The following is a 25,123-nucleotide window of genomic DNA, read 5'->3' as shown; positions in this document are numbered from 1 at the left end:
CAACGTATATATCTCTTTATCAACACCGTCACGCGAGAAACGAGATCGGCCCGTCGTCGAACGAACGCAATCCTTTGCCAATATCAGTCCGAACTGTCTCCGTGATCGGCCAGCCGTGTCATCTCGGCGTCGATCTCGTCGATCGAGCCACGCAAGCGCTCGTTGGCCTCGGCGACGGCCGTCACCTCCGATGCGACCTCCTCGAACTGCTCCATTGTCCGGTCTGTCATCATCGCGACTTCTTCGGTGCTCGCGGCCTGGTCGTCGGTCGCGGTCGCGACCTCCTGGATGCCGACGTTTGCCTCCGCGATCGTTGATTCGATGTGTTCGAGGTTCGTGACCGTCTCCTCGACCAACTCGACACCGTCGGTGATCTCTGCGTTAGCAGTTTCGAGGCTCTCGACGGTCTCCTGGCTGTCGGCCTGGATCTCAGAGACCATCCGTTCGATCGTTGTGGCTTCCTCCTGTGATTTTTCGGCGAGTGATTTGACCTCGTTTGCGACGACGGCGAAACCGTCGCCTGCCTCACCGGCGGTAGCAGCCTCGATCGAGGCGTTGAGCGCGAGCAGATTCGTCTGATCGGCGATGTCGTTTATCACCTCGACGACTTCGTCGATCCGTTTGACGCCGTCCTGAAGCGCTTCGACGTCAGCCGTTACGTCATCTGCCGCCGCGTCGACACGTTGCATCTTATCGATCGCCGCCTCCGCCGTCTCCGTCGTGTCGGCTGCGACTGCTTCGGCCGCTTCGCTGGTCGCGCTCACCTCCTCGGCGTTCGATGCGATCTCTTCGACCGTCGCCGAAAGGCTCGAGACCTCCGTCGCCACCTCGCCCATCGCATCGGACTGTTCGTCGGCGAGGTCGCTGATGTCGGCCGACCGATCCTCGACGGCCGTCGATTGTGCTCTGAGGTCGGTGAGCGAGTCGGCGACGTTTCCCGCAACCTCGTTTCGGCGCTCGAGTTCGGCCTCGACGTCTGCGTAGGAGTCGATATATGTCTCTATCGCCACCTGTTGGTCGAGGGTCAACAGTTTGAGCACCGACAGCGATCTTTCGACGGTCTCGTCGATGGCCTCTCGAGCCGCCGAAAGCGAGACCATCGGCTCGTCGTCGGTCGACGCTGCGTCCGGCCGGTCAGCCGACGCTGCCAGATCGTCCGTGGCGTCGTCAGCGACCGCAGAGAGGACCCCATCGTAGTAGACGACGTAGCTCCCGAGGTAGTGTTTCGGTCCCACGTCGATCATGTCGTGTACCTTACCGACCCGAGCGCGTCGATCGAAGTACGCCCGATCGTACTCGCCACTGCCAAGCTCCAGGAGGTACTGCCGTTGGGCTCGTTTCAGGTTCTCCACCTGCTCCGGCGAAGACTCGAGGATCGACGTTACTTCGGGAAACGACAGCAGATGGTCGTAGAAGTCGTCGACGAGGTCGCTGGCGATCCGTTCGAACAGCGGCTCCATCGACTCGAGGCGGTCGACGTCAGCCTCGTCGAAACGAGTGTACGCCTTTCGATTCTCGACTTCTCGCCGGTCGATCCCGAGCGCATCAGTGAGCGACCGACCGTCTATCTCGCGTCTGTCCGCGTCCGTGATGTTATATCCAGGCAGCGTGTGGTCCATTAAACCTACGATTGCAGGGTTTTTATTAAATACCTGGTGGCCCGTTCGGGCCTTGGGCCAGAAAGGATATACTATGCCACTCGTCGATTCGTCTCGAGTCAGTAACGAGGTGAGAATACAGACGCATGTCTGAAGCGGCACAGACAACGGCGACAACGGAATCATCGCGGTGAGCTTCAAGCTCACACAGGCGTTTCCCACTCACCCGAGCCCACGAAGAACCGCAACAACTACAGACATGCTTGGTTGCTCATCTTCATGATATGATCGGAGAGCCAGCGTTGTACCGACAAACGAGGCGATACCAATGAGTGCGAAGAAAACAACACCTGCCATCAGAAATCGAACCACAGTAACGATGCTCTCCATATTCTCTGTCCCAGATGTCAACTAATATTACTTTCGGAGACCAGGTGATCTATACTACTCCCAACGGATACCCCAGCCTAACCCAAAAGTCAGCTTCAGCGCTTTGTCCACCGCCTCCATCCTCTCCGTGTCGAGGCTTCCAAGCACCGAGTGAATCCATATGTCGACGGAGACGACACGAATTTGCTCGAGACGGATCGAGAACTCTTTTCTCGAGTGGCGACTCCGCCACTTCAACGAGACCCTTGACTGATACGGATTCCATTGCGTCCGTTCCGATGAGCGTCCGTAACGGGATATGCGCTCATCGGTAGCAGTCATTGTATTCCATGTGAAACGACGAAATCGCGAGAAGATAGCTATTAAGCGTCGTCGTACGAACGCCCGGGCATGACTGTCTCGAGCGCTCCCGGCAAAGTCTATCTGTTCGGGGAGCACGCGGTCGTCTACGGCGAGCCAGCCGTCCCGTGTGCGATCGAGTTACGAGCACGAGTCGAAGTGAATCGCCGCGACGACGGAAAGTTACGGGTCCACGCCGAAGACCTCAGTCTGGACGGCTTCACGGTCGAGTACAGCGGGACGACCGACGACCGACCCGACGTCAACGTCTCCGAATCGTTGTTGAGCGCGGCGACGGAGTACGTCGACGAGGCCATCGAACAGGTTCGTGCGGTCACCGGCGAGGACGACGTCGGTTTCGACGTGACCATCGAGAGCGACATCCCGCTCGGGGCCGGGCTGGGCTCGTCCGCAGCGGTCGTCGTCGCCGCCATCGACGCGGCCACTCGAGAACTCGGGACGACGCTCGAGCCCGTCGAACTCGCCGAGCGTGCCTATCGAACCGAGTACGAGGTCCAGGACGGACAGGCCTCGAGGGCCGACACCTTCTGTTCGGCGACCGGCGGTGCAGTCCGTGTCGAGGGTGACGATTGCCGCTCGATCGACGCGCCGGATCTGCCGTTCGTGATCGGCTTCGACGGCGGAGCTGGCGACACCGGCCAGCTCGTTGCGGGTGTTCGGACGTTGCGCGAGGAGTACGACTTCGCCGAGGACACGGTCGAGACGGTCGGCGACCTCGTCAGAGCCGGCGAAGACGCCCTCGCAGACGGCGACCTGGAGGAACTCGGCCAGTTGATGGACTTCAATCACGGGCTGCTCTCGGCACTCGGCGTCTCCTCGCGGTCGCTCGACAGAATGGTCTGGGCCGCCCGTGACGCGGGTGCACTCGGCGCGAAACTGACCGGCGCTGGCGGCGGCGGCTGTATCGTCGCCCTCGATCCGACGCCGGAGACCGAGACCGCGCTGTCGTTCACGCCGGGCTGTGAGGACGCCTTTCGCGCCGAACTTGCCGAAGAGGGGGTGCGACAGCTCGAATGATCGTCCTCAAACTCGGCGGCAGCGCTATCACCGAGAAAGACCGTCCTGAAACCCTCGACGGCGAGGCGCTGGATCGAGCGACTGACGCCGTCGCCGCGGCGCTCGAGGCCACCGACGGATCGCTCGCGGACGGGCTTGTGATCGTCCACGGCGGCGGAAGCTTCGGCCACCACAACGCGAGCGAACACGGCGTAACGACCACTGAGGGGACACACGACGCGGGCGCGGCGCTCGACGTCCACGGCGCGATGAAGACGTTGAACGGGTTCGTCCTCCAACGGCTGCTCGAGCGCGATGTCCAGGCGGTCCCCGTCCACCCGTTCTCGACGGCCGCACGCGACGCCGACGGCCGACTCGACCTCCCGACTGGACAGATCGAAACCCTGGTCGAGGAAGGCTTCGTCCCTGTCCTCCATGGCGATCTCGTCGCTCACGCCGGAGCGGGTGCGACGGTCGTCAGCGGCGACGAACTCGTCGCGGTGCTCGCCCGCGACCTTGCCGTCGACCGTATCGGTCTCTGTTCGACGGTCCCTGGTGTCCTCGACGAGACGGACGAGGTGATCGACGAGATAACGACGTACGAGGATGTCGCGGCGGTCCTCGGCGAGAGCGACGCGACGGACGTCACTGGCGGGATGGCCGCGAAGGTCCGCGCGCTCCTCGACCTCGAGGGTGAGGCGTCGATCTTCGGCCTCGAGGACCTCGGGGCGTTCCTGGCTGGCGACGAGCCGGGAACGACGATCGCATCTCGAACCGTCGGCGAGTCGTAGCGGCGCTTGCACGTAGCTATGCGGATACTGGGCGGTGTCAGCCATCGCCGAGCACGAAGCGAGAACGGTTTTATCGATCCCTGAGAAGGTGACGTAGATGCACTCGAGGAGAGCGGTACTTCGGATGGGAACAGTGGTGGGACTCGCAACCGTCGCCGGCTGTGCGGCGCCGCGAGCAGAGCCGACGAGCCGGCTCGGGGACATTGGGGTTCCCAACCCCGGCAACCCGGTCTACAGAACGTGGCTGCCGGCGTCTGCGGATGCTGAGGATCCGGACGACATCGGTTCGGCTGCGATCCGATACGTCGACGTCGACCGTGCGCTCGAGCGCGGCGACACGCTGTCAGCAGGACTCGCTGGCAGCCTCTTCGAGTTTTGGGCGTTCGGCGACTGGTTCGGCCACGATCTCGCCGACCTCGAGGGGCTCCTCGTGATCGGTGGGGGGCCGCTGACGATCGCCTACATCGGTGAGATCGATGCCACCGAGGCCGAATCCGGGCTCGAGGCCTCGGAGTACGACCCGCTCGAATCGGACGGGGCGGCGGACCTGTTCGTCCGTCGCGATCAGCCACGGCTCGTCGGCGTCACCGCTTCGGGGGTCGTCCAGACGGAACTCGCGGATTCGAGCGACGAGTCGATCGAACGCGGTCGGGTTCGGATCGGATCGCTGGTGGACGCCCACGCTGGCGAGCGTGACCGACGACACGAGTCCGAAGCGGCGTTCGACCGAGTGACCGAACGGCTCGGTCGCGGCATCAGGACGACCGTCCCCCTCGAGCCCCTGGAGTGGATGCCAGAAGGTTCAGCGTGGGGATCGTCCCTCGACGCGACCGACGAGGAGGCCGTCCGGCGGGCGTCGGTCACGCTGCCGGACGATCACGCAATGGACGGCGAAGGAGACGACCTCGAGGACGCCTTCGCGAGCCACCTCGAGGACGCCTGGGGAGACGAGGCGACGGTCTACGCCGACTCTTCGGGTCTCGAGGGGGTCGTCACCGTTACAGACGAACCGATTGGAGAGATCTCGACCGCCGTCCCACCACGAACGACGCTGGCGTTCGAGTACGACGAAGATGAACAGACTGCGACGGTTACGAACCGTGCCGGCGACGCACTCGAGCGATCACAACTCACGATCACGGTCGACGGCCAGACGGGTGACGGACTCCAGCTCGAAGACGGGAGTTTCGAGCCCGGTGATCGGTTCAACGTCCACGGTCTCCCTGGGGACGTCGTGGTTGGATTCGAGTACCAACTCGAGAGCGGTGCGTACGTGACTCTCGGCCAGTTCGTCGGTTCGAGGGAACTCACCGTCGACCCGGACGACGACCTCGAGGCGTAGTCGACGAACGCGCGACCGACAGGGGCCAATCGGTGACGGCGGTACCCAAGTAACAGACAGCGACCGTGGCGGCGACAATCGAACGAACAGTATCGACCGGTGACGACGGCCGGTCAGTCGAACAGAACCCGCTCGAGAATCGGCCGGAGGAACGAGCCCCGTCGTGTCTGCTTCGAGTGGACCAGCAACACCGGCTGTTCGATCGCCGCGGCGATACGGTCCGAGCGTTGTTCGACGACCAGGTCGGGGAGTCGGTGGTGGGTCACCGTACTCAACATGACGAGGTCGGCCGACTCGAGTTCGGCAGAGAGCCCTTCGACGTCGTCGTTCGTGCGGACGATCGAGGACTCGACGGGGACGGTACAGATCTCGTCGAGTTCGGCGTGGTACTCCTCGATCGTCTCGACGAGTTCGTCGGGGGCGTCCGTCGACATCGCATAGAGGAACCTGACACGGGCCCCGAGCGTCTCGGCCATCGCGTCGGCGAGTTCGACCTTCAGCGGATCGTTGAACGGGCTCTGGTCCGTGACGATCGCGATCTCGTCGACCGTCGTTCGCTGTTCGTTCTGGACGAAAACGACGTCACACGGGGCATGCTCTAGAATCCAGTCGCCGTCCCGACCGAACAGCGTATCGAGGCGGCTCGTCGCCTTCTGGCGAGCGAGAACGAGGTCTGCCCCCGACCGCTCGGCGAAGTTGACGACCGCGTGGCGGGTGTCGTGGCTGACGATCTCGCCCACTTCGACGGGGACCTCGAGGTAGCGAACCAGTTCGTCGGTCCGCTTTTCGAACTCGACGTCCGCCTCGGTGAGCTCTTCAGCGGCAGTGTCCAGTGGGACCTGATCGGGCACCTCGTCGAAGCGGATGATGCGGATGTGTCCGCCCCGTCGCTGGACGATCGGCGCTGCCGTCATGAGCAGGGCGTCTTCTTGCTCACGGGTGAGGTCCTGGCGAATCGGGATAAGCACCTCGTACTCGTCGCTGCGCTCGAGCTGGGCCTCGGTGTCCTCGACGAACTGTTTGCCCGCCCGACGCCGTGCGAGCCCTTTGGCAACGCCCTCGCGTTCGATCTTGTCCTCGGCGTACCACTTGAACCAGACGAAGCCGAAGATCACGATCGCGATCGAGCCGACGATCTCCTGGGTTTCCATCTGCGTGATGATGAACACTCCCGAGACGATCCCGAACAGTTGTACCCAGGGGTAGCCGGGCGTGTAGAAGTCCGGATCGTACCACTCGAGGTCGCGTTCGCGGAACGCGATCAGCGCGCCACAGACCAGGATGTAGACGAGGATCTGGAACGCGCCGGCCATCTTCGCGATCTCGTCGACCTCGAGGGTGGCGACGATGAAGATGATGATCGCACCGGTCGTAAGAATAGCGACCGTGGGCGTGTTGAATCGCGGGTGGATGTATTCGAACTTCTTCAGGAAGAGGTCGTCCCGGCTGAGTGCGAGCGGGTATCGGGAGGCAGTCAGGATGCCAGCGTTGGCGGTGCTGACGAGCGCGAGTACGGCTGCGAGGATAATGCCGACGACTGCAAGTGTCCCGACGGGGATGCCGAAGAGGATCGACTCACCGAACAGGAGCTCGGTCGCCAGTGCCATGGGTTCTTCGGAGGCAGCCAGGTCTTCGGCTTCCATCACGCCGACGAGCACGAACACGAGCAGCGCGTAGAGAAACGCCGTAACGACGAGTGAGACGAGCAACCCGAGCGGGAGGTTCCGGCCCGGATTCTCGATCTCTTCGGCGACCGCAGCGACTTTTGTGACCCCCGCATAGGAGACGAGGACGAGCGCCGTCGCAGTGAGCACGCCGTCGGGTCCCTCGCTGAAGAACGGATCGTAGTTCGCGCCGTCGACCTGGATAATCGTCGCCGCGACGAACACCGAGAGGATCACGAGCATGACGATCACCATCACCAGCTGGATACCGCCGGTCTGTTTGACGCCGATGAGATTGATCGCGATGAAGATGATTGCAAACGTGATCCCGAGTGCGCGGACGCCGGGGATCGCCAGCGTCGCACCGAGGCCAGGGATCGCCAGGTCCCACGTCGGAAGGGTGTAGATGAAGTTGATGTAGAACATACCGCCGTAAAGTGCGAGCGATCCCTTGAGCATCAGCATCAACCAGGTCCCAAGTCCGGCGATCGTTCCGAACGACGGCCCGAGGCCGCGTTCGATGAAGACGTAATCACCGCCCGCCTCGGGCATCGCCGTGCCGAGTTCGGCGATGGAAAGCGCCGCCGGAACGACCAGGATTGCCGCAATCACGAACGCGAGGATTACGGCTGGCCCTGCTTCTGCCATGGCGATCCCGGGGAGAATAAAGATACCACTGCCGATCATCGCTCCCATACTGATCGCGATTACGGCGAACAGCCCCAGATCGCGCTCGAGATCCTTTCCCATCGACTTCTCGTTTCGAACGGAAGCTAAGAAACCTTCGCATTTCGGAACCAGGTGTGATTACTACACAAACAAAATAACATCATTGTACATAACGGCCACGGTCACGCTACGAATGATCAATTTGGAAAGATTGTCGAATGCACCGAGGTCGTGATCGCCTCGGACGATCGGGTCGAACTGTGGCTCGGTAGGTCAGTCTACAGGCAGAGCAAGCCGAGTGCCTCGAGGCTTGCCCCCGAGGCGATTTACCAACCCGGTGTCGATAGGTTCGGTACTGTTTTCGGAGGTGTCGATCGGGGGCGATCCAACCCACGGTGTTTTTAACACCCCGGCGTGTAGATGATGATAGCGAAACCCGCGGGCAAGTGCGTTCGAGGCTGTGACGGGTGTTACGGCCAGTCTGGAGGAGTTCTCCTCCGGGAACGCATAGCGGGATGGCCGACGTGCTGTAAGACGCCGGGGCCGAACGACCGGGAGTCCGCGGACCGTTTCGATGAGAGTCTACACCACGGCTTTCAGTACAACGAATCATGGAAATCGAAATCGCAACAATTGGCGGCTACGAAGAAGTCGGGCGGCAAATGACTGCTGTCCGCGCCGGTAGCGACGTGGTCATCTTCGATATGGGTCTGAACCTCTCGCAGGTCCTGATCCACGACAACGTCGAAACCGAGCGAATGCACAGCCTCGACCTGATCGACATGGGCGCGATCCCCGACGACCGCGTCATGTCCGACCTCGAGGGCGACGTCCAGGCGATCGTCCCCACTCACGGTCACTTAGACCACATCGGTGCCATCTCGAAACTGGCTCACCGATACAACGCACCGATCGTCGCGACGCCGTTTACGATCGAACTCGTCAAACAGCAGATCGAGGGCGAACAGAAGTTCGGCGTCGAGAACGACCTCATCAAGATGGAGGCCGGCGAGTCGATGACCATCGGCGACCACGGCGTCGAACTCGAGTTCGTCAACGTCACCCACTCGATCATCGACGCGATCAACCCGGTCCTCCACACGCCCGAGGGCGCCATCGTCTACGGGCTGGACAAGCGGATGGACCACTCACCCGTCCTCGAAGACCCGATCGACATGAAGCGCTTCCGCGAAATCGGTCGCGAGGGTGAGGGTGTCCTCTGTTACATCGAAGACTGTACCAACGCGAACAAGAAGGGCCGTACCCCGAGCGAGCGCGTCGCGCGCGAACACCTCCGGGACGTCCTCTACAGCATGGAAGATTACGACGGTGGCATCGTCGCGACGACGTTCTCGAGCCATATCGCTCGCGTGAAGAGCCTCGTCGAGTTCGCCGAGGACATCGGCCGCCAGCCTGTCTTGCTCGGGCGGTCGATGGAGAAGTATTCGGGGACCGCAGAACGGCTCGACTTCGTCGACTTCCCCTCGGATCTCGGGATGTTCGGCCACCGAAAGTCGGTCGATCGTACGTTCAAGCGGATCATGAACGAGGGCAAAGAAGACTACCTGCCCGTCGTCACCGGTCACCAGGGAGAGCCCCGTGCGATGCTCACCCGCATGGCGCGTGGCGAGACGCCGTACGAACTGGACGACGGCGACAAGGTCGTCTTCTCCGCCCGCGTTATTCCGGAGCCCACCAACGAGGGCCAGCGCTATCAGGCCGAGAAACTGCTCGGGATGCAGGGTGCTCGTGTCTACGACGACATCCACGTCTCCGGCCACCTCAACCAGGAAGGCCACTACGCGATGCTCGATGCGCTTCAGCCACAGCATATCATCCCGGCTCACCAGGACCTGAAGGGACTGTCGGGCTACGTCAACCTCTGTGAGAGCGAGGGCTACAGGATGGGGCGGGACGTCCACGTTTCGCGCAACGGGAACCTCATCCAGCTCGTCGACTGATATGACCAGTACAGAGGCACGAGAGAAGGCAGTACTCGCGGCCGTCCGCGAGCGACGCGAGGTGGTCAACGAGGCCATTCCAGAGGAGTTGCCGGTTCAAAAGCCAGAGCGGCTCTACGAGGCGTCCCGATACTTACTCGACGCGGGTGGGAAGCGTCTCCGACCGACCATCCTGTTGACGACGGCGGAGGCGCTCGCCGACGTCGAGCCGCTGAGTGAACCGTACCGGGCGTTCCCAACGCTCGAGGAGCGCGGGTACGGACGCACGAACGATACGGCCCATGTCCCCGAGACGATCGACGTGATGGATGCCGCCGTCAGCGTCGAAGTCATCCAGTCGTTTACGCTGATCCACGACGACATCATGGACGACGACGACCTCCGTCGCGGAGTGCCGGCCGTCCACAAAGCCTACGACCTCGAGACGGCGATCCTCGCCGGCGATACCCTCTACTCGAAAGCGTTCGAGATCATGCTCGAGACGGGCGCCCCATCGTCACGGACCGTCGAGGCGCTCGAGGTCCTCGCGACGACCTGTACGAAGATCTGTGAAGGCCAGGCGCTCGACGTCACCTTCGAGGAACGTGATGACGTCACACCCGAAGAGTACCTCGAGATGGTCGAACAAAAGACGGCGGTGCTGTACGCCGCTGCTGCCTGCCTCCCCGCGATCTTGCTCGGCGCAGACGACGAAACTGTCGACGCACTGTACGGCTACGGCCTCGACATTGGCCGTGCCTTCCAGATCCACGACGACGTGCTCGACCTGACCGTTCCAAGCGAGAAACTCGGCAAGCAACGCGGGAGTGACCTCGTCGAGAACAAACAGACGCTCATCACGGTCCACGCCCGTGACCAGGGTGTCGACGTCGAGTCGCTGGTCGATACGGACGACGTCGAGGCCGTGACGGAAGCCGAGATCGACGAGGCCGTCGCCGAACTCGAGGCGGCGGGCTCGATCGAGTACGCAAACGAGATGGCCCGCGACCTCGTCGAACAGGGTAAAGACCGACTCGAGGTACTTCCCGAAAACGAGGCGCACGAACTGCTGGCCGAACTCGCCGACTACCTGATCGAACGCAGCTACTGACGACTCGGCTCGTCTCACCGCGACGCGTTTTTACCGGTATCCTGATCCATCCGTCAGCAACGGCCTCGGAGAACGAGGTCACATCGCGGACGTTTTGGTAGGGGCACGACTATCGCTCGACAATGGACGACGAACTTCGCGACCGCGTAGAGCGCGAGGCTGAAAAACACGCGCTGTTGAACGCCGTCAAACACGAAAGCGACGCCGATGTCGGTGCCATCATGGGACCACTGATGGGTGATAATCCTGCTTTCCGCCCCCATGGCGACGAGATCCCGGGTGTCGCCGGCGGCGTCGTCTCGCAGGTCAACGATCTCTCCTACGAAGCAAAGCGTGAGCGGCTCGAGGAGCTCGCCCCCGAGGAACTCGCCGAGATCGAGGCCGAAGACGACGGAAACGATCACGACCTCCCCGACCTCCCGAATGCAGACGATTACGACGAGATTCGGATGCGGTGTGCACCGAACCCGAACGGCCCGTGGCACGTCGGTCACGCTCGCATGCCGGCGGTCATCGGCACCTACCGCGACCGTTACGACGGCTGGTTCTGTGTGCGCTTCGACGACACCGATCCCGAGACGAAACGGCCGGACCTCGAGGCCTACGATGACATCCTCGAGGATCTCACATATCTCGGCTTCGAGCCCGATGCAGTCTACCGGGCCAGTGACCGTCTCGAGACCTACTACGATCACGCCCGTGAGCTGATCGAGTTGGGTGGGGCCTACACCTGTTCCTGTTCTGGCGACGAGTTTAGCGAGCTGAAAAACGCCGGCGAACCGTGTCCCCACCGGGACAAAGACACCGAGACCGTTCTCGAAGAGTTCGAGGCGATGGTCGACGGCGAGTACAGCAGCGGCGAGATGGTGCTGCGAGTCAAAACCGATATCGAGCACAAGAACCCCGCCTTGCGCGACTGGGTTTCCTTCCGGATGATCGACACGCCACACCCGCGTGAGGAAGCCAGCGAGTACCGCTGCTGGCCGATGCTCGATTTCCAGTCGGGGGTCGACGATCACCTGATCGGTATGACACACATCATCCGCGGAATCGACCTCCAGGATTCGGCGAAACGCCAGCAGTTCGTCTACGACTACTTCGGCTGGGAGTACCCCGAGGTCGTCCACTGGGGACACGTCCAGGTCGACGCCTACGACGTGAAAATGAGCACCTCGACCATCGGCGAGCTGATCGCAGACGGCGAACTCGACGGCTGGGATGATCCGCGTGCACCGACGCTACAGAGTCTTCGTCGACGGGGAATCCAGGGTGAGGCCATCGTCGAGGCGATGGTCGGACTGGGGACGTCGACGAGCGACGTCGACCTGGCAATGAGCACCGTCTACGCCAAGAACCGCGACCTGATCGACGATGAGAGCGACCGTCGCTTCTTCGTCCGCGAGGGGACTGAACTCCCACTGGGCGGTAGTCCTCCTGCCGAAGCAACTCCCGCGTTACATCCCGACCACGAGGATCGGGGCGTCCGCGAGATTCCCGTCGGCGACGCCGTCTTCCTCGAGTCCGAGGACCTCCCGGGTCGCGAAGAACGCGTCTGGCTCAAGGGGCTCGGCTGTTTCCAGTACACCCGGGACGTCCTCCAGTACACCGGCGAGGACATCGACGTAGTCCGGGAAGGCGACGTCGACGTCGTCCACTGGGCGCCCGCCGAGGAGAGCGTCCCCGTCCGGATGCGGACGATGGACGGCGACGTCACCGGCCACGCCGAACCCGGCGTCGGCGACCTCGAGGCCGACGAGCTGGTCCAGTTCGAACGTATCGGGTTCGTCCGAATCGATGGGGAGAACGGCGACGAGGTCCTCACGTACTTCGCACATCCCTGAATGAGAGACAGCGTCGCGACAGAATCTGCGTTCGCCACGAACTGATCGACCGTAACGGACGCGATTCGAGTCGAGCATAACTCACAGAAAATCGTGTACGGTCCCCCGTCGGGCGGTGGACGCGAACCGACGCTCCGTAGCCGTAACGAGGTGTGTTCCCGCCCGTCGTTACACAGGATAAAGGCGAAGCCCCACGGCGGTAGCCGTGGGATGAATCTAGACGCGCTGCAACCCACCTCTCTTGGTCATAGTTGGGAGGCAACCGCCGACGTGGGACGCGAAAGCGTACTTCGCCACCGAGGAAATGCACAATCTTGAACTCCCCTTCGGGGAATCCCACGACATTAGTCGTGGGAGGAGGTCAACTGCGTGTTACTGTAGGTGTCTCGGCGTCCGAGCGCTGAAGCTATTCGCGAGGAGAAACAGTAGTAGATCCGCGAAATTAGTGTTGTTTGCTACCGATTTTCACGCTGCTCTACTTTGTTCAACTCGATCAACAGTCGGAAGATCGCTTTCACGAGGTTCGCGTCCACGTCGAACCGTTCTGCGTTCTCGCCCGCACGATCCATCACCGCCTGCTCCTGTTGTTCGTCGGTCGTCGGCAGCTCCTCTTCGGCTTTGACCTGTGCGATCGTATCGGCGACATACGTTCGCTGGGCGATCAGTTCGACGATCTCGCGATCGATCGACTGAATCTCCTCACGCAGTTCGTCCAGGCTCATCTCTTCAGGCGTCCGATTCTCCATGTCGCTTGTGGCTGTCTCTCGAGTCATGGCGTGTTCGTCGTTCGTGTCCCGTCCGTTCGCGTTCGCAGTAACCGTGTCGTTCCGTCGCGGTCAGCCCATCGATTTCGGACCGCCTCGAGTGTCTCCTCCTCGCCGACGGCGACATAGCTTGGGCCCGTCCCCGACAGCGAGACGCCCTCGACGTCGGGCATGACCTCGAGCATGGGCGCTGTCGAGAAGCCGAGCGCGCCGGCGAAGGCGAAGCCGTTGACGGTCATCGCCTCGCCGTACCGGCCCTCGAGAGCGAGTTCTTCGACGAGGTCGGCCATCGGGGCAATCCGTTCACACGCCGAGACGTCGGCGTCGGCGCTGAACGACTGTTCCGGCGGCGTGTAGACGAGCGCATACCAGTCGCGTTCGTCACGAGCGAGGAGTTCGTCGGTCGCATTGTCGGTGACGGTGATCCCGCCGAGCATGCTCGCGCTGGCGTCGTCGAACGCGCCCGTCACCGTGACACCGGCGTCGCGGGCCGCCCGGACGCCGAGTCGACAGGCGTCGATTCGATCGACCGAATCGACCACTTCGAGCGCGTCGAGTGTCGCGAGCACCGTCGCGTTCGCCGCCGCACTCGAGCTTTTCAATCCGGAGGCCATCGGGACCTCGCTCTCGGTTTGTATCTGGGCACCGACTGTCGCCGGCTCGAGCCCCGCTAGCTCGGCGTACTCGTCGATCGTGAACTCCACACAGCGCTCGACGAGGGTCGTGTCGGCGTCGGGCTGGCCTGTGACTTCGCCAGTGACCTCGCCGTCGTCGGTGAGTTCGACGGTGGCTGTCGTCTCGAGGTCGATCGCGAAGGCGGAGCCAACGCCGGTCGCGAGTGCGTTGAGAACCGTCCCTGCTGCCGGGGCAACGGCGCGGCCGTCCATACGAGCACTCTCTCAGAGAACCTATTTACGGCTGACGGTCTCGTGTACCCGCTTATCGGTGCGGTGCCGTGGGATCCTTCCCGCCTTCAGGCAGAGGAGGATGGCAACTGGACGGCGGAACACACCGCTTTTCCCGCATCCCGACGAACGATCACGTATGAGCATCCGCAGTAACGTCGCACCGAGTACGCTCGGCGTCGACTTCGTCGAAGGGGGCGTCGTCGTCCAGTATCTGGACGGACGGGAGACGTTCTATCACGGCCCGCCGAAACCCGTCGAGGAGTCGCTTCGGACGCCGCCGGGCAAACACGTTCACGTCCTCGTCACCGACTCCGACGGCGTCGAAGGCGTCATGACATACGTCAACGACCGTGATACCCACGACGGCATCCTCGAGAAGACTGGCGTCGGCCGGATGTTGCTCGAGGCCGACGACGAGGAGGAACTGTTTCCGGGCGTGACGGTGACGAGCGAGGCTTACTCGGTCCGCGTAGAAGCGGACCTCGAGGTCGTCGACGGCCGTGTGTTCGTCTTCGCGGAAGACGAGATGAGCGAACACGCCTACGAACTGGTCGGTCCAGACTACGATGGGTCGGCCCGACGAGACGTGGGTGATGATTCGACGACCGCTTCGGAGGGCTGAACCCGTGGCACTGCAGAAACCCTGGCAGGATCTCGAGCGCGAGACCGTCGCACGAGCGCCCGACCGACCGGGCGTCTACGAACTCGGTGACGGGTCTGGGACCGTTCTGTCGATCGAGCACGGCGTCCTGCGCGACGAACTCAAAACCGCGCTCGCCTACGGTGACGCCGACCGCGTTCGCTGGACGGAGACGCATACTCTCGAGCAGGCTCGAGAACTGGCGGCCGAACACCGGGGCCGACTTGAGTAGCTCCTGTCGTCGGGCAGTCTGGACGAAGGGGTAATTCCGGAGCGCGACGATAGCAGGTCGATAGAGCCGACCAGACTGGTGGCGTCGTACCAACGGTCGCCAAACTTAACCGACCCCTGTTCGTTCGTCCACGTATGACAGTCTGGGTTGGGGAACCGAAGGCGAGCAGCGATGGCGACAGACTGGAACGATGACGGAGTACGGACGACACTTCGGTCGAGGAGGACTCAACGAGTACGTGGACGTCGACAGGCTGGTCGAGGGAATCGGACTCGACGAAGACGAGATCGACTGGCGAAAGTCATTTATCGGCTTCGACGACTCCGACTGCGAGCGTCTCGAGGCGTTCGACGAGATCTTCCAGGCGCACGCAGACGAGTTTGCAGACAGCTTCTACGACCATCTCACACGTCATCAAGAGACTGCTGACGTCTTCGATCGGTCGCCGAAATCGACCGACGAACTCAAACGGACCCAAAAAGCGTATCTGACGACGCTCGCTGGCGGAACGTACGACGAATCGTATTTCCGGAACCGGGCTCGAATCGGCAAACTCCACGATCTGGTTGATATGCCGATCAAACACTATCTCGGGCAGTACAACGTCTACTACGGATTGTTGTTCTCGCTCGTCACCGACCGGATGCACGAACAGCTCACGGCGACGGTCGACGCCGAACTCGAGCGTGCACACTCAACGACAGAGTCGGGCGAGATCGACTCACAGCGCCTTTCACGCCGGATTTACGAGGACGTCGAGGATGGCATCGACGACCTTCACTCGCTCTTTAAACTCCTCAACCTCGACATCCAGGTGGCCGTCGACACCTACATGCAGTCGCGTCTCGACGCCATCGAGACCGAGCGCGATCGGTTCGCCGCGCTGTTCGAGAACGTCCCGAGCCCCGTCGTCATCGTTCGGTTTACCAGCGACGGCGAGCGCGTCGAAGCGGTTAACGAGGCCTTCGAGGAACTGTTCGGTTACACCGCGGCCGACCTCGCTGGCGACGAATCGTTCGAGGAGGCACTTCGACCACCGGGTGAGGAACCGACGCCGATCGAGGGCCGTTCGTTGCTAGCCGAATTGAACGAGGACTCGAACCGCAAACTGATCGAAGCGGAGGTCACCCTCGAGACGATGTTCGGTCGTCGGGAGTTCGTCCGCGTCTCCGCGCCGGTCGACCGATCTGGCATCGAGAACCTCGAGTACGCCTTCTACATCGACGTCACGGACCAGAAACAACGTCAGGAGCGCTTGCAAGTCCTCTCGCGGGTTCTCAGACACGACATCCGGACACAGATGAACCTCGTGAAAGGCTGTGCAACCAGCCTCGGCGACGCGGACGGAGTGGACACCGATAGACGCCGGGAGATGGCCGATCTGATCGACGAGGCTGCGGACGATCTCCTTTCGATGAGCAACCGCATCCGAAGCATCGAGCGGGTCGTCGCCGGACAGGCCGACCGCCGCCCGATCGACGCAACAGCGCTGCTCGAGGACGTCGTTGCCGATGTCGGTGAGCGATATCCGGACTGTGCGTTCTCGCTTTCGGCACCGGAACGGCTGTGGCTACGCGGGGGCGACTCGTTGCACAACGCCATCGCGAACGTCGTCGAAAACGGGGCCGAGCACAACGATGCGGCCGACCCGAGCGTCGAAGTCTCCCTCGTCGAGAGTCTGGGCGGTGATCACGTTACGATCCGCGTTGCGGACAACGGCCCCGGCATTCCACCCTCGGAGTACGAAGTGCTCACCGGCGAGCGCGACCGCTCACAGATCGAACACTCGAGCGGCCTGGGATTGTGGATGGTCAACTGGGTCGTGACGAAAGTCGGCGGCGCACTCGAATTTGACGCGAACGCGCCGCGTGGCTCGATCGTGACGGTACGATTGCCCCGAGCCGAACCACCGTCGTAGTCAGGCTTCCACAGGCAGCATGGGCAGCTTCCTCACCGATCGACTGGTGGGACAATTCTCAAGGCGACGGCCGCGAAAGGAACGAATATGAGCGAGTCGGACGCAGACGGCGTCACGCTGTCGGTACGGGCTGCAGAAAAGCGCGACGCCGGTCGCGGTGTCGCGCGGGTTCCAGAAGCGGCCCGCCGTCGACTCAGCGTCTTAAGTGGCGATACAGTCGTCATCGAGGGCGAAGAACAGACCGTCGCGAAGCTGTGGCCGGCAGATCCTTCGATACCGGACAACGCCGTCCAGATCGACGCCGACACCCGGGCGAACGCGGGGGTTCACGTCGGGGATGCGGTCACCGTCAGGTCGAAAGACACCTCGACGATTCGGGACGCCACGCGAGTGACGCTCGCCGCACCCGCGTCGCTTTCCGACGGCGAGGGACGACTCGGCACTCGAACGGCGACGAAGAAGCTTCGCAACCGACCGGTTCGCGTCGGCGAGCAGATCCGAATCGAGGGCGTCGCTGGCGATCCCTTCCGCGTCATCGACACCGACCCACGCGGTGACGTCCGGATCACCAGTTCGACGACGATTCGCGTCGTCGAGACGGACTCGAGAGAAAGTCAGTCGGGGTCGGTCCAGAGTGACGATGCGAACGAGACCGGGTCGGGTACCGATCACCGGACGGACTCACCGGCGCTCGACACCACCCTGGAGGCCAGTTCGGGGGTCACCTACGAGGACATCGGCGGGCTAGACGACGAACTCGAACTCGTCCGGGAGATGATCGAACTCCCTCTCTCGGAGCCCGAACTGTTCCAGCGACTCGGCGTCGAGCCGCCCTCCGGCGTGTTGCTGTACGGGCCGCCAGGGACAGGCAAAACCCTGATCGCCCGAGCGGTTGCCAACGAAGTCGACGCCAACTTCGAGACGATTTCGGGTCCGGAGATCGTCTCGAAGTACAAAGGTGAGTCCGAAGAGCGACTCCGGGAGGTCTTCGACCGGGCCGAAGCGAACGCCCCGACAATCGTCTTCTTCGACGAGATCGACTCGATCGCCGGCCAGCGCGACGACGATGGTGATGCCGAAAATCGGATCGTCGGCCAGCTGTTGACACTGATGGACGGGCTCGACGCCCGCGGCGAGGTGATCGTCATCGGCGCGACAAACCGCGTCGACACGATCGATCCCGCACTCCGTCGCGGCGGGCGATTCGACCGCGAAATCCAGATCGGCGTCCCGGACGTGGAAGGGCGCAAAGAGATCCTCGAGGTCCACACCCGCGGAATGCCGCTTGCGGACGACGTGAGCATCGACGCCATCGCCCGCCGCACCCACGGGTTCGTCGGTGCCGACCTCGACGCCGTCGCGAGCGAGGCCGCGATGGCCGCCATCCGTGATCGACCCACCGACGCCGACGACCGGGAGACGTGGAACCGCGATCCGACCGTCAAAAAACACCACTTCGACGAGGCGCTCGCCTCGGTCGAACCCTCCGCGATGCGCGAGTACGTCGCCGAGTCGCCGACGACCGACTTCGGCGACGTCGGCGGCCTCGAGGACGCAAAACAGGTTCTACGCGAGTCAGTCGAGTGGCCGTTGACCTACGACCGACTCTTCGAGCAGACGAATACCGACCCGCCCTCGGGCGTCTTGCTGTACGGACCGCCCGGAACCGGGAAGACGCTGCTCGCGCGTGCCCTGGCGGGCGAGACGGACGTCAACTTCGTCCGGGTCGACGGCCCGGAGATCGTCGACCGCTACGTCGGCGAAAGCGAACGGGCGATCCGCGAGGTGTTCGAACGCGCTCGACAGTCCGCGCCGTCGATCGTCTTCTTCGACGAAATCGACGCTATCACGGCCGCTCGCGGCGATAGTCACGAGGTCACCGAACGGGTCGTCTCACAACTCTTGACCGAACTCGACGGCATGAGCGAGAACCCGAACCTCGTCGTGCTGGCCGCAACCAACCGCAAGGAGTACATCGATCCCGCACTGCTCCGTCCGGGGCGACTCGACACACACGTCCTCGTCCCCGAACCCGATCCCGAGGCCCGCGAGAAGATCCTCGAGGTCCACACCCGTGGCAAGCCGCTATCCGACGACGTGGACGTCGCCGACGTCTCGGCCGCCCTCGAAGGCTACACAGGGGCCGACCTGGCCGCCCTCGTCAGAGACGCCTCGATGAAAGCGATCCGCGAGATCGCAACCGAGTACGGTCCCGAGGAGGCCAACGAGAAAGCCGACGAAGTGGTTATCGAACGTCGGCATCTCGAGGCCGCTCGTGACTCCGTCGACGGCTGAAACGGATACGACGTCGACCGACGGGTTTCGACAGGTGCTGGATCAGGACGGGCTCGAGGCCGGGTCGTCGGTCTCGTCCGCCCCCGACCCGTCCGACTGTGTGTCGAAGTCGAACCCGCCGATCGGCGTGTCGAACGGCCCGACGTCCGCTGGTGTCTCGAGGACGACCGTCTCCCCGGCGGTCGTCGACTCGCCAGGCTCGACGGCGACCTCGTCACGATCGATCGAGGGCGGAAAGCAGAGATCGACCCGGCTACCGAAGGCGATGTGACCGATGCGGTCACCGCGCTCGAGTTCGTCGCCGGGCTCGACGTAGGGGAAGATCCGACGGGCGAACGCGCCCGCGATGAACGTCACTTCGGCAGGTTCGATCGCCCCGTCATCGTTTGGACCGTCGAATCTGTCCTCGTTCGAGCCGTCTAACTCGTCGTCCGTGTCGCCGTCCGCCTCGAGCGCCGTCTCGGCCGACTGGGATGTCAACGAGTCAGTCTCGAGGCTGACGTGGACGCGCTCGTTTTTCTCCGATTCCTTGGAGAAGGCGGGACGGTGGGCTCCCGAGACGTGTTCGACGTCGACGACGGTCGCATCGAACGGCGCGCGGACGACGTGGACGTGCCAGACGTTCATGAACACGCCGAGTCGGACCTGATCGCCTTCCTCACGCAACACCGAAACGGTGCCGTCAGCCGGTGAGACGACGCCTGTCGGCGGCGGCGTCCGCTCTGGATCGCGAAAGAACGCGAGCGCACCGACGCCGAGTGCGAGCGAGAGGAGGCCCGCAGCGACGCTGTAGATGACTGCAAACGGCGCTGCGAGCAGCGGAACGATAGCGTACTTCCAGGCTCCCGGCGCGAAGTTCATAGCGTGAGAGAAGACGTGGACCCGCTTGGCCGTTACGAAAGGTCAGGTTTCATAGAGCTAGCACCCTCCTCGAAAACGGTCGGGCCTCAGCTCCGACTACGGTGGGCCGCTGTCTCGCTGACAGAGGAGGCGTCCACTCACAGAAGTGTCGGCGAGAGCCCAGAATATATTTACCCGGGACAGTCATGGTTGTCGACAATGCGAATTACTACGGGCGTACCGGGGTTCGATGCGCTTGTCGATGGCGGCATTTTGAAAGATCGGCTCTACGTCATCAGCGGCCCGCCAGGAAGCGGGAAGACGACGTTTTGCTCTCAGTTCGTTACCCAGGGTGCGATCGACGGCGAGACGACACTCTTTCTGACCTTACACGAGTCAGAAGCGGAGATCGTCTCCGATATGGCCAACTACGAGTTCGGTTTCGATCGGGCGGTTAGTTCCGGGCACGTGAAAGTGCTCAACGTCTTCGACAGCGACGCCCAGCGGCTCCTCTCGTCGTCCTCGCGCTCGAGCGGCGAGTTCCCCTCGAACGTCGACAACCTCGCGAATCAGCTCGTCGCGTTCATCGAGTCCCGCGGCGTCGACCGCCTCGTGATCGACTCGACAATGTTGCTCGAGTATTATTTCTCCGATGACCTGAACGCCCTCGTGAAGTTCCTGACGAAGCTCAAACGTGCCGATGCGACCGTCCTCTTGATCTCCGAGATGACCGACCCGACCTCCTACACCGACGGCCACTACCTCGCCCACGGCGTCATCTTCATGCACAACTACCTCGAGTCCGGCGGGATGACCCGTGGAATACAGATCATCAAGATGCGCGGCACCGAAATCGACTGTGACATTCGCGAGATCGAGTTCACCGATCGCGGGCTCGCGGTCCATCCCGATCAGAAGGTCAAGGTCTGAGATGTACGGGGAGTCTTTCGGCACCGACTGGGCGACTATCGACGACCGCGACGAAGTCGTCCTCCGGGCGTACGCACTCGGGGTGGCAGTCCGACTGGGCGAGGAGTGGCCGGACGAACTCGAGCGACTCGCGGCGCAGGTACAGACGGCATACGACCGTAGCTTCGTTCAACTGGCCTACCGAAAGGGACGCGACGAGGCGGCTGCAGCGTCGGTCGACGACGACCGACAGATCTGGGAGGAACTCGTCGAAGAGAAGACGACGATCACCCCACTCGAGCGGGACGACGACCGTGACCGGCGGGGATCCGACGCCACGTCTCTTCCGGATGCCCTGGGAATGGTCGACATCGATTCGCTCCCGCCCGACAGCACCCAGCGGGTCAGAAGACCGTCGTTTCTCGATCGTGAGAGCGATTCGCGCCCGTCGTCTCGGGACCAAGACCGAACGGTTTTCGGTCGGCCCGTAAGCGACGTTCAGCGGGACGACGTCAGTCGTGGGAATGGCCCTGACGACGGCGACAGTCCCGACATGTCGACAGCGGCGGGGGAAGACGAGAGCGGATCTAACGCCAGCGAAAGCGAGGAGAGCGATCGGCCTGGAGACGATCACTCCGTCGACGACGAGTCCGCGGACGAAGCGTAATACAGCGAATAGCCGACAATACTCTCCTGACTCGAGTCAACGTTCTTCCTTTGGAATCGAGCGCCTGGTGACTGGTTTGTGACGAGCGCTAACAAAAGACGTGAAGACAACAGGACGTGAAGACAGCAAGGACGAACCTCACTCGACGAACTGACTGCCGATCGGCGGTCGTTTACAGCGTATCGACGTCGAGGATCATCACGACTTCCCCCTCGCCGAGTACCGACGCACCGCTGATTCCCGGGGCACCGCTTAACACACCCTCAAATGGCTTGATGACGACTTCCTCCTGACCGACGACGTCAGAACAGCGCAGACAGACCTGCCGGACGCCGTCTTTGATGCGGACGACCATGTCGTCATCGTCGGGTTCGGCGTCGGGAACGTCGAGTCGGTCGGAAAGCGACAGTAGCGGGTAGACCCGTTCGTCGTGGGTGATCGTAGGGCGACCCTCGACGGATTCGACGGTGACGTCCTCGAGTTCGGAGATTTCGTCGATGTTCTTGATCGGGACGCCGTACATCTCGTCGCCTGCGGTGACGAACAGGACGCGAACGATGGCGACGCTCACGGGGAGCATCAGCGTGACGCTGGTTCCGGCGTTGGGTTCGCTCTCGACGTTGATCGAGCCGTCGACGCCGCGAACGACCTGATTGACGACGTCCATGCCGACGCCGCGACCGCTGACCTCGGTGACCTCGTCTGTCGTCGAGAAACCAGGGTGGAAGATGAGGTCGTACACCTCCGAGTCGTCGAGAAGTCGACCCTCTTCTTCGGTGATGACGTCCTGTGTGATCGCTTTCTCTTTGATCTCATCGACGTCGAGACCACCGCCGTCGTCCATGACGGTTACGGAGACGCGATCGCGTTCGCGTTCACCGATGAGCTTGATCGTTCCCTCACGCGGCTTGCCCTTCTTCTCGCGCTCTTCGGGTGGTTCGATGCCGTGGTCGACTGCGTTCCGAATGAGGTGCATCAGCGGGTCGCCCAGCTCGTTCAGGATCGACCGATCCATCTCGATGTCGACGCCCTCCATCTGGAAGTCGATCTCTTTGTCCTGCTTGCGGGAGATGTCGCGGACGACTCGCGGGAAGTTACCGACGATCTTTTTCAGCGGTACGAGCCGGATCTCGAGCACTGTATCCTGCAGGCTCGCGGTGATCTTGCCGTGTTCTTCGAGTTCGTCTTCGGCCTCGACGAGACCGTTCTCCTCGATGATCTTCCGGAGTTTGATCCGGCTCGTCACCATCTCTTCGACCTGGTTGTAGAGCTGGTCGACCTGCTCGACGTCGACGCGGATCGACTCGACCTCCTGGCTCGAGTGGGTCGTACTCGAGCTTCCACTGGAGCTGCTCGATGCATCCTCGTCGGCCTCGGACTCCTCGGCCAGGGACGCTTCGACCTGGTCGGTGAGCCGATCGGCGCTGGCTCCCTCGAGGTAGCGGTTATCCTCGAAGAATTCCGTGACGTCGGCTTCGGTGGCGTCCGCATCGGCCGAAACGAAGACGTCGAACTCGCCGTCGAACTCGCCCTGTTCGATCGCCTCGTTGTCCGGGGCCGTCGTCAGGAGGTCGTATTCGTCGTTCGTCGCGTCGAGGACGAACATCGCGTCGACGTGTGCTGAGCTGCTCGAGCCGAACTCGAGAGTCGCCCGAAACAGTTCCTGGTCCTCGAGATCACCCTCGAGGGCGGCCGCGAGCTCGTCGATCGGAACGTCGTCTGTGGTCCCACCGTCGTCGGAGTCAGCGGTGTCAGCCACGTCTTCGTCTTCGCCTGCCTCGATCGACGCGCGGATCTCCTCGATCGTCGCCTCGGGATTCGTCTCCGTCTCGCCATCGTCGGAGATCTCTCGGACCATCTGATCGAGCTGGTCGACCCCGCTGAAGATGAGGTCCATTCGGTCGCCGGTCACCGAGAGTTCACCGTCGCGGATACAATCGAGTAAGTCCTCGACGGCGTGTGCGAGATTGCTCGCGTCGGTGTAGCCCATGACGCCGAAGTTGCCTTTGAGGTTGTGTGCGACCCGGAACACCGTCTCGATCGCGTCGGAGTTCTCCGGGTCGGCGGCGTCCTCGAGATCGAGCAATGCGTTGTTGAGCTTCTGGATGTCCTCCTGGCTCTCCTGGACGAAGGTGCTGGTCGGATCGCTCATCCGGACCACCCCCGAAACGCGTTGGTGATCCCTTCGGCGATTCGGTCTTTCGGCAACACCATGTCGACGTCGACGCGTTCGGCAGCCACCTTCGGCATGCCGTAGACCCGCGAGGTCGCCTCGTCCTGGACGAGCGCTTTCCCGCCCGCGTTCTTGATCGCCTCGAGACCGATCGCGCCATCGGAGCCCATGCCGGTCATGATGACACCCGCGAGGTTGCCAGTGACCCGGTCGGCGGCGGTCTCCATCGTGACGTCGACGGCTGGCTTGACGTTGTGTCGTTCCGGCCCGTCGTCGTGGTCGACGATGACGTCGCCGTTTCTGAAGCCAGTGACGGCGAGGTGATATCCGCCTTTCGCGAGGACGGCCTCTCCGGGTCCGATACGTTCACGGCCGGAGGCCTCGCAGATTTCGTAGTCGGTTCGCTCGTTGAGGCGCGCTGCAAATCGTTCCGTGTAATGGTCTGCCATATGTTGTACCACCAGGATTCGCAATCCCGCTCGCACGGGCAGTTCCGACAGCACCTGTTCGACGACCCGTGGACCGCCCGTCGAGGCGCCGATGACGAGCGTCGGATCGTTCGGAAACTCGTCGTCGACCTCGACCGTCGGCGTCCGTACCGATTCAGTCCGATCGGGTTTCTCCGTTGAGACGTCGGCTGCCGCGACCGCCCGCACCCGCTCGACGATCTCGTCCTGTTTCGACCAGATGTCGACCGAATTGTCGCCCGACGGTTTCGCGAGGAAGTCGACTGCACCGGCCTCGAGCGCCTCGAAGGTCGCGTCGGCGTTCTTGGTTGTATGTGAGCTGATAACTATCAGTGGCGTCGGACGCTCAGCCATCACCTCCTCGATGACTTCGTGGCCGGTCATCCGCGGCATCTGGATGTCAACCGTTGCGACGTCCGGTTCGAGTTCCTCGATCGCTTCGACGGCTTCGACCCCATCTTTCGCCCGGCCGACGACGTCGATACCACCGTCCTCGAGAATCTTCCCGAGAGTTTCGCGCATGACTGCCGAGTCGTCGGCGATAACTGCTCGGACCATCAGCAAGCAACGTCGCTGCTGTAAGTCGTCGTCGAATGCTCTTTACGTCG

General features: G+C 62.7%; 19 protein-coding genes and 1 pseudogene. 12 read left to right on the top strand and 8 right to left on the bottom strand.

All coding sequences use genetic code 11. From position 1 onward, the window contains the following. Window positions 1-83: 83 nt before the first annotated feature. Both AArc1_RS07065 and AArc1_RS18680 read right to left on the bottom strand, forming a co-directional pair. Window positions 84-1,619, bottom strand: a complete 1,536-nt coding sequence (locus AArc1_RS07065; protein ID WP_117363710.1) for a globin-coupled sensor protein — start codon at window positions 1,617-1,619, stop codon at window positions 84-86. 201 nt (window positions 1,620-1,820) lie between these two features. Next, window positions 1,821-1,988 (bottom strand): hypothetical protein, encoded by a 168-nt coding sequence (locus AArc1_RS18680; protein ID WP_154670849.1) that lies wholly within the window; start codon window positions 1,986-1,988, stop codon window positions 1,821-1,823. A 387-nt stretch (window positions 1,989-2,375) separates the two neighbouring features. Here AArc1_RS18680 and mvk point away from each other — a divergent pair. The 3 genes and pseudogenes from mvk to AArc1_RS07045 all read left to right on the top strand — a co-directional run. Continuing rightward, a pseudogene (mvk, locus tag AArc1_RS07055) lies at window positions 2,376-3,365 on the top strand (mevalonate kinase); the annotation flags it as partial. Beyond that, entirely contained in the window at window positions 3,362-4,135 is a 774-nt protein-coding gene (locus AArc1_RS07050) for an isopentenyl phosphate kinase (protein ID WP_117363708.1), read from the top strand. The pseudogene mvk and the gene AArc1_RS07050, both read left to right, overlap by 4 nt. Window positions 4,136-4,232: 97 nt before the next feature. Continuing rightward, a complete protein-coding gene (locus AArc1_RS07045) occupies window positions 4,233-5,477 on the top strand; it encodes a hypothetical protein (protein WP_133412331.1) in 1,245 nt (414 codons plus the stop codon). Between the two features lie 113 nt (window positions 5,478-5,590). Here the strand turns inward: AArc1_RS07045 and AArc1_RS07040 are convergent, their stop codons facing one another. Then, complete coding sequence (locus AArc1_RS07040; protein ID WP_117363706.1) at window positions 5,591-7,891, bottom strand: universal stress protein; 2,301 nt, start codon at window positions 7,889-7,891, stop codon at window positions 5,591-5,593. A 530-nt stretch (window positions 7,892-8,421) separates the two neighbouring features. Here AArc1_RS07040 and AArc1_RS07035 point away from each other — a divergent pair. From AArc1_RS07035 to AArc1_RS07025, 3 genes are all read left to right on the top strand, one after another. Further along, on the top strand, window positions 8,422-9,771 hold the full coding sequence (locus tag AArc1_RS07035; protein ID WP_117363705.1) for a ribonuclease J: 1,350 nt from the start codon (window positions 8,422-8,424) through the stop codon (window positions 9,769-9,771). Between the two features lies 1 nt (window position 9,772). Continuing rightward, complete coding sequence (gene idsA3, locus AArc1_RS07030; protein ID WP_117363704.1) at window positions 9,773-10,861, top strand: geranylfarnesyl diphosphate synthase; 1,089 nt, start codon at window positions 9,773-9,775, stop codon at window positions 10,859-10,861. Window positions 10,862-10,983: 122 nt separating this feature from the next. Beyond that, entirely contained in the window at window positions 10,984-12,702 is a 1,719-nt protein-coding gene (locus AArc1_RS07025) for a glutamate--tRNA ligase (RefSeq protein WP_117363703.1), read from the top strand. Window positions 12,703-13,157: 455 nt separating this feature from the next. Here AArc1_RS07025 and AArc1_RS07020 read toward each other — a convergent pair whose 3' ends face one another. Together AArc1_RS07020 and AArc1_RS07015 are read right to left on the bottom strand one after the other, a co-directional pair. After that, complete coding sequence (locus tag AArc1_RS07020) at window positions 13,158-13,475, bottom strand: chorismate mutase (protein WP_117363702.1); 318 nt, start codon at window positions 13,473-13,475, stop codon at window positions 13,158-13,160. Next, the gene (locus AArc1_RS07015; protein WP_117363701.1) at window positions 13,472-14,353 is read right to left on the bottom strand and encodes a shikimate kinase; all 882 of its coding nucleotides are present in this window, start codon (window positions 14,351-14,353) and stop codon (window positions 13,472-13,474) included. Before AArc1_RS07015 ends, AArc1_RS07020 begins: the two co-directional genes overlap by 4 nt. Window positions 14,354-14,510: 157 nt before the next feature. Between AArc1_RS07015 and AArc1_RS07010 the strand changes: the two genes are divergently transcribed. The 4 genes from AArc1_RS07010 (at window position 14,511) to AArc1_RS06995 (ending at window position 19,459) form a co-directional block, all read left to right on the top strand. After that, entirely contained in the window at window positions 14,511-14,996 is a 486-nt protein-coding gene (locus AArc1_RS07010; RefSeq protein ID WP_117363700.1) for a DUF5796 family protein, read from the top strand. Between the two features lie 4 nt (window positions 14,997-15,000). Continuing rightward, window positions 15,001-15,246, top strand: coding sequence for a DUF7508 domain-containing protein (locus AArc1_RS07005; RefSeq protein ID WP_117363699.1), 246 nt, complete (start codon window positions 15,001-15,003; stop codon window positions 15,244-15,246). Between the two features lie 190 nt (window positions 15,247-15,436). Beyond that, entirely contained in the window at window positions 15,437-17,164 is a 1,728-nt protein-coding gene (locus tag AArc1_RS07000; protein ID WP_117363698.1) for a protoglobin domain-containing protein, read from the top strand. 87 nt (window positions 17,165-17,251) lie between these two features. Next, entirely contained in the window at window positions 17,252-19,459 is a 2,208-nt protein-coding gene (locus tag AArc1_RS06995; RefSeq protein ID WP_117363697.1) for an AAA family ATPase, read from the top strand. A 42-nt stretch (window positions 19,460-19,501) separates the two neighbouring features. On the opposite strand, the gene AArc1_RS06990 is transcribed toward AArc1_RS06995, so the two are convergent. Continuing rightward, window positions 19,502-20,320: a protein sorting system archaetidylserine decarboxylase gene (locus tag AArc1_RS06990; RefSeq protein ID WP_117363696.1), complete on the bottom strand. Its 819-nt coding sequence runs from the start codon at window positions 20,318-20,320 to the stop codon at window positions 19,502-19,504. Between the two features lie 198 nt (window positions 20,321-20,518). On the opposite strand from AArc1_RS06990, the gene AArc1_RS06985 reads away from it, so the two are divergent. Continuing rightward, window positions 20,519-21,229 (top strand): RAD55 family ATPase, encoded by a 711-nt coding sequence (locus tag AArc1_RS06985; RefSeq protein ID WP_117363695.1) that lies wholly within the window; start codon window positions 20,519-20,521, stop codon window positions 21,227-21,229. A gap of 1 nt (window position 21,230) precedes the next feature. After that, a complete protein-coding gene (locus tag AArc1_RS18985) occupies window positions 21,231-21,875 on the top strand; it encodes a hypothetical protein (protein WP_186336660.1) in 645 nt (214 codons plus the stop codon). Window positions 21,876-22,047: 172 nt separating this feature from the next. On the opposite strand, the gene cheA is transcribed toward AArc1_RS18985, so the two are convergent. Both cheA and cheB read right to left on the bottom strand, forming a co-directional pair. Beyond that, on the bottom strand, window positions 22,048-24,027 hold the full coding sequence (gene cheA / locus AArc1_RS06975; RefSeq protein WP_228442404.1) for a chemotaxis protein CheA: 1,980 nt from the start codon (window positions 24,025-24,027) through the stop codon (window positions 22,048-22,050). Beyond that, entirely contained in the window at window positions 24,024-25,073 is a 1,050-nt protein-coding gene (gene cheB / locus AArc1_RS06970) for a chemotaxis-specific protein-glutamate methyltransferase CheB (RefSeq protein ID WP_117363693.1), read from the bottom strand. The genes cheA and cheB overlap by 4 nt, the downstream gene beginning before the upstream one ends. Between the last annotated feature and the right edge of the window lie 50 nt (window positions 25,074-25,123).

Origin of the sequence: Natrarchaeobaculum sulfurireducens (assembly GCF_003430825.1) — an archaeon.
Lineage (GTDB): Archaea > Halobacteriota > Halobacteria > Halobacteriales > Natrialbaceae > Natrarchaeobaculum > Natrarchaeobaculum sulfurireducens.
The sequence above is the reverse complement of the archived record's forward strand: the minus strand, read 5'-3'. Positions and strand labels throughout refer to the sequence as shown.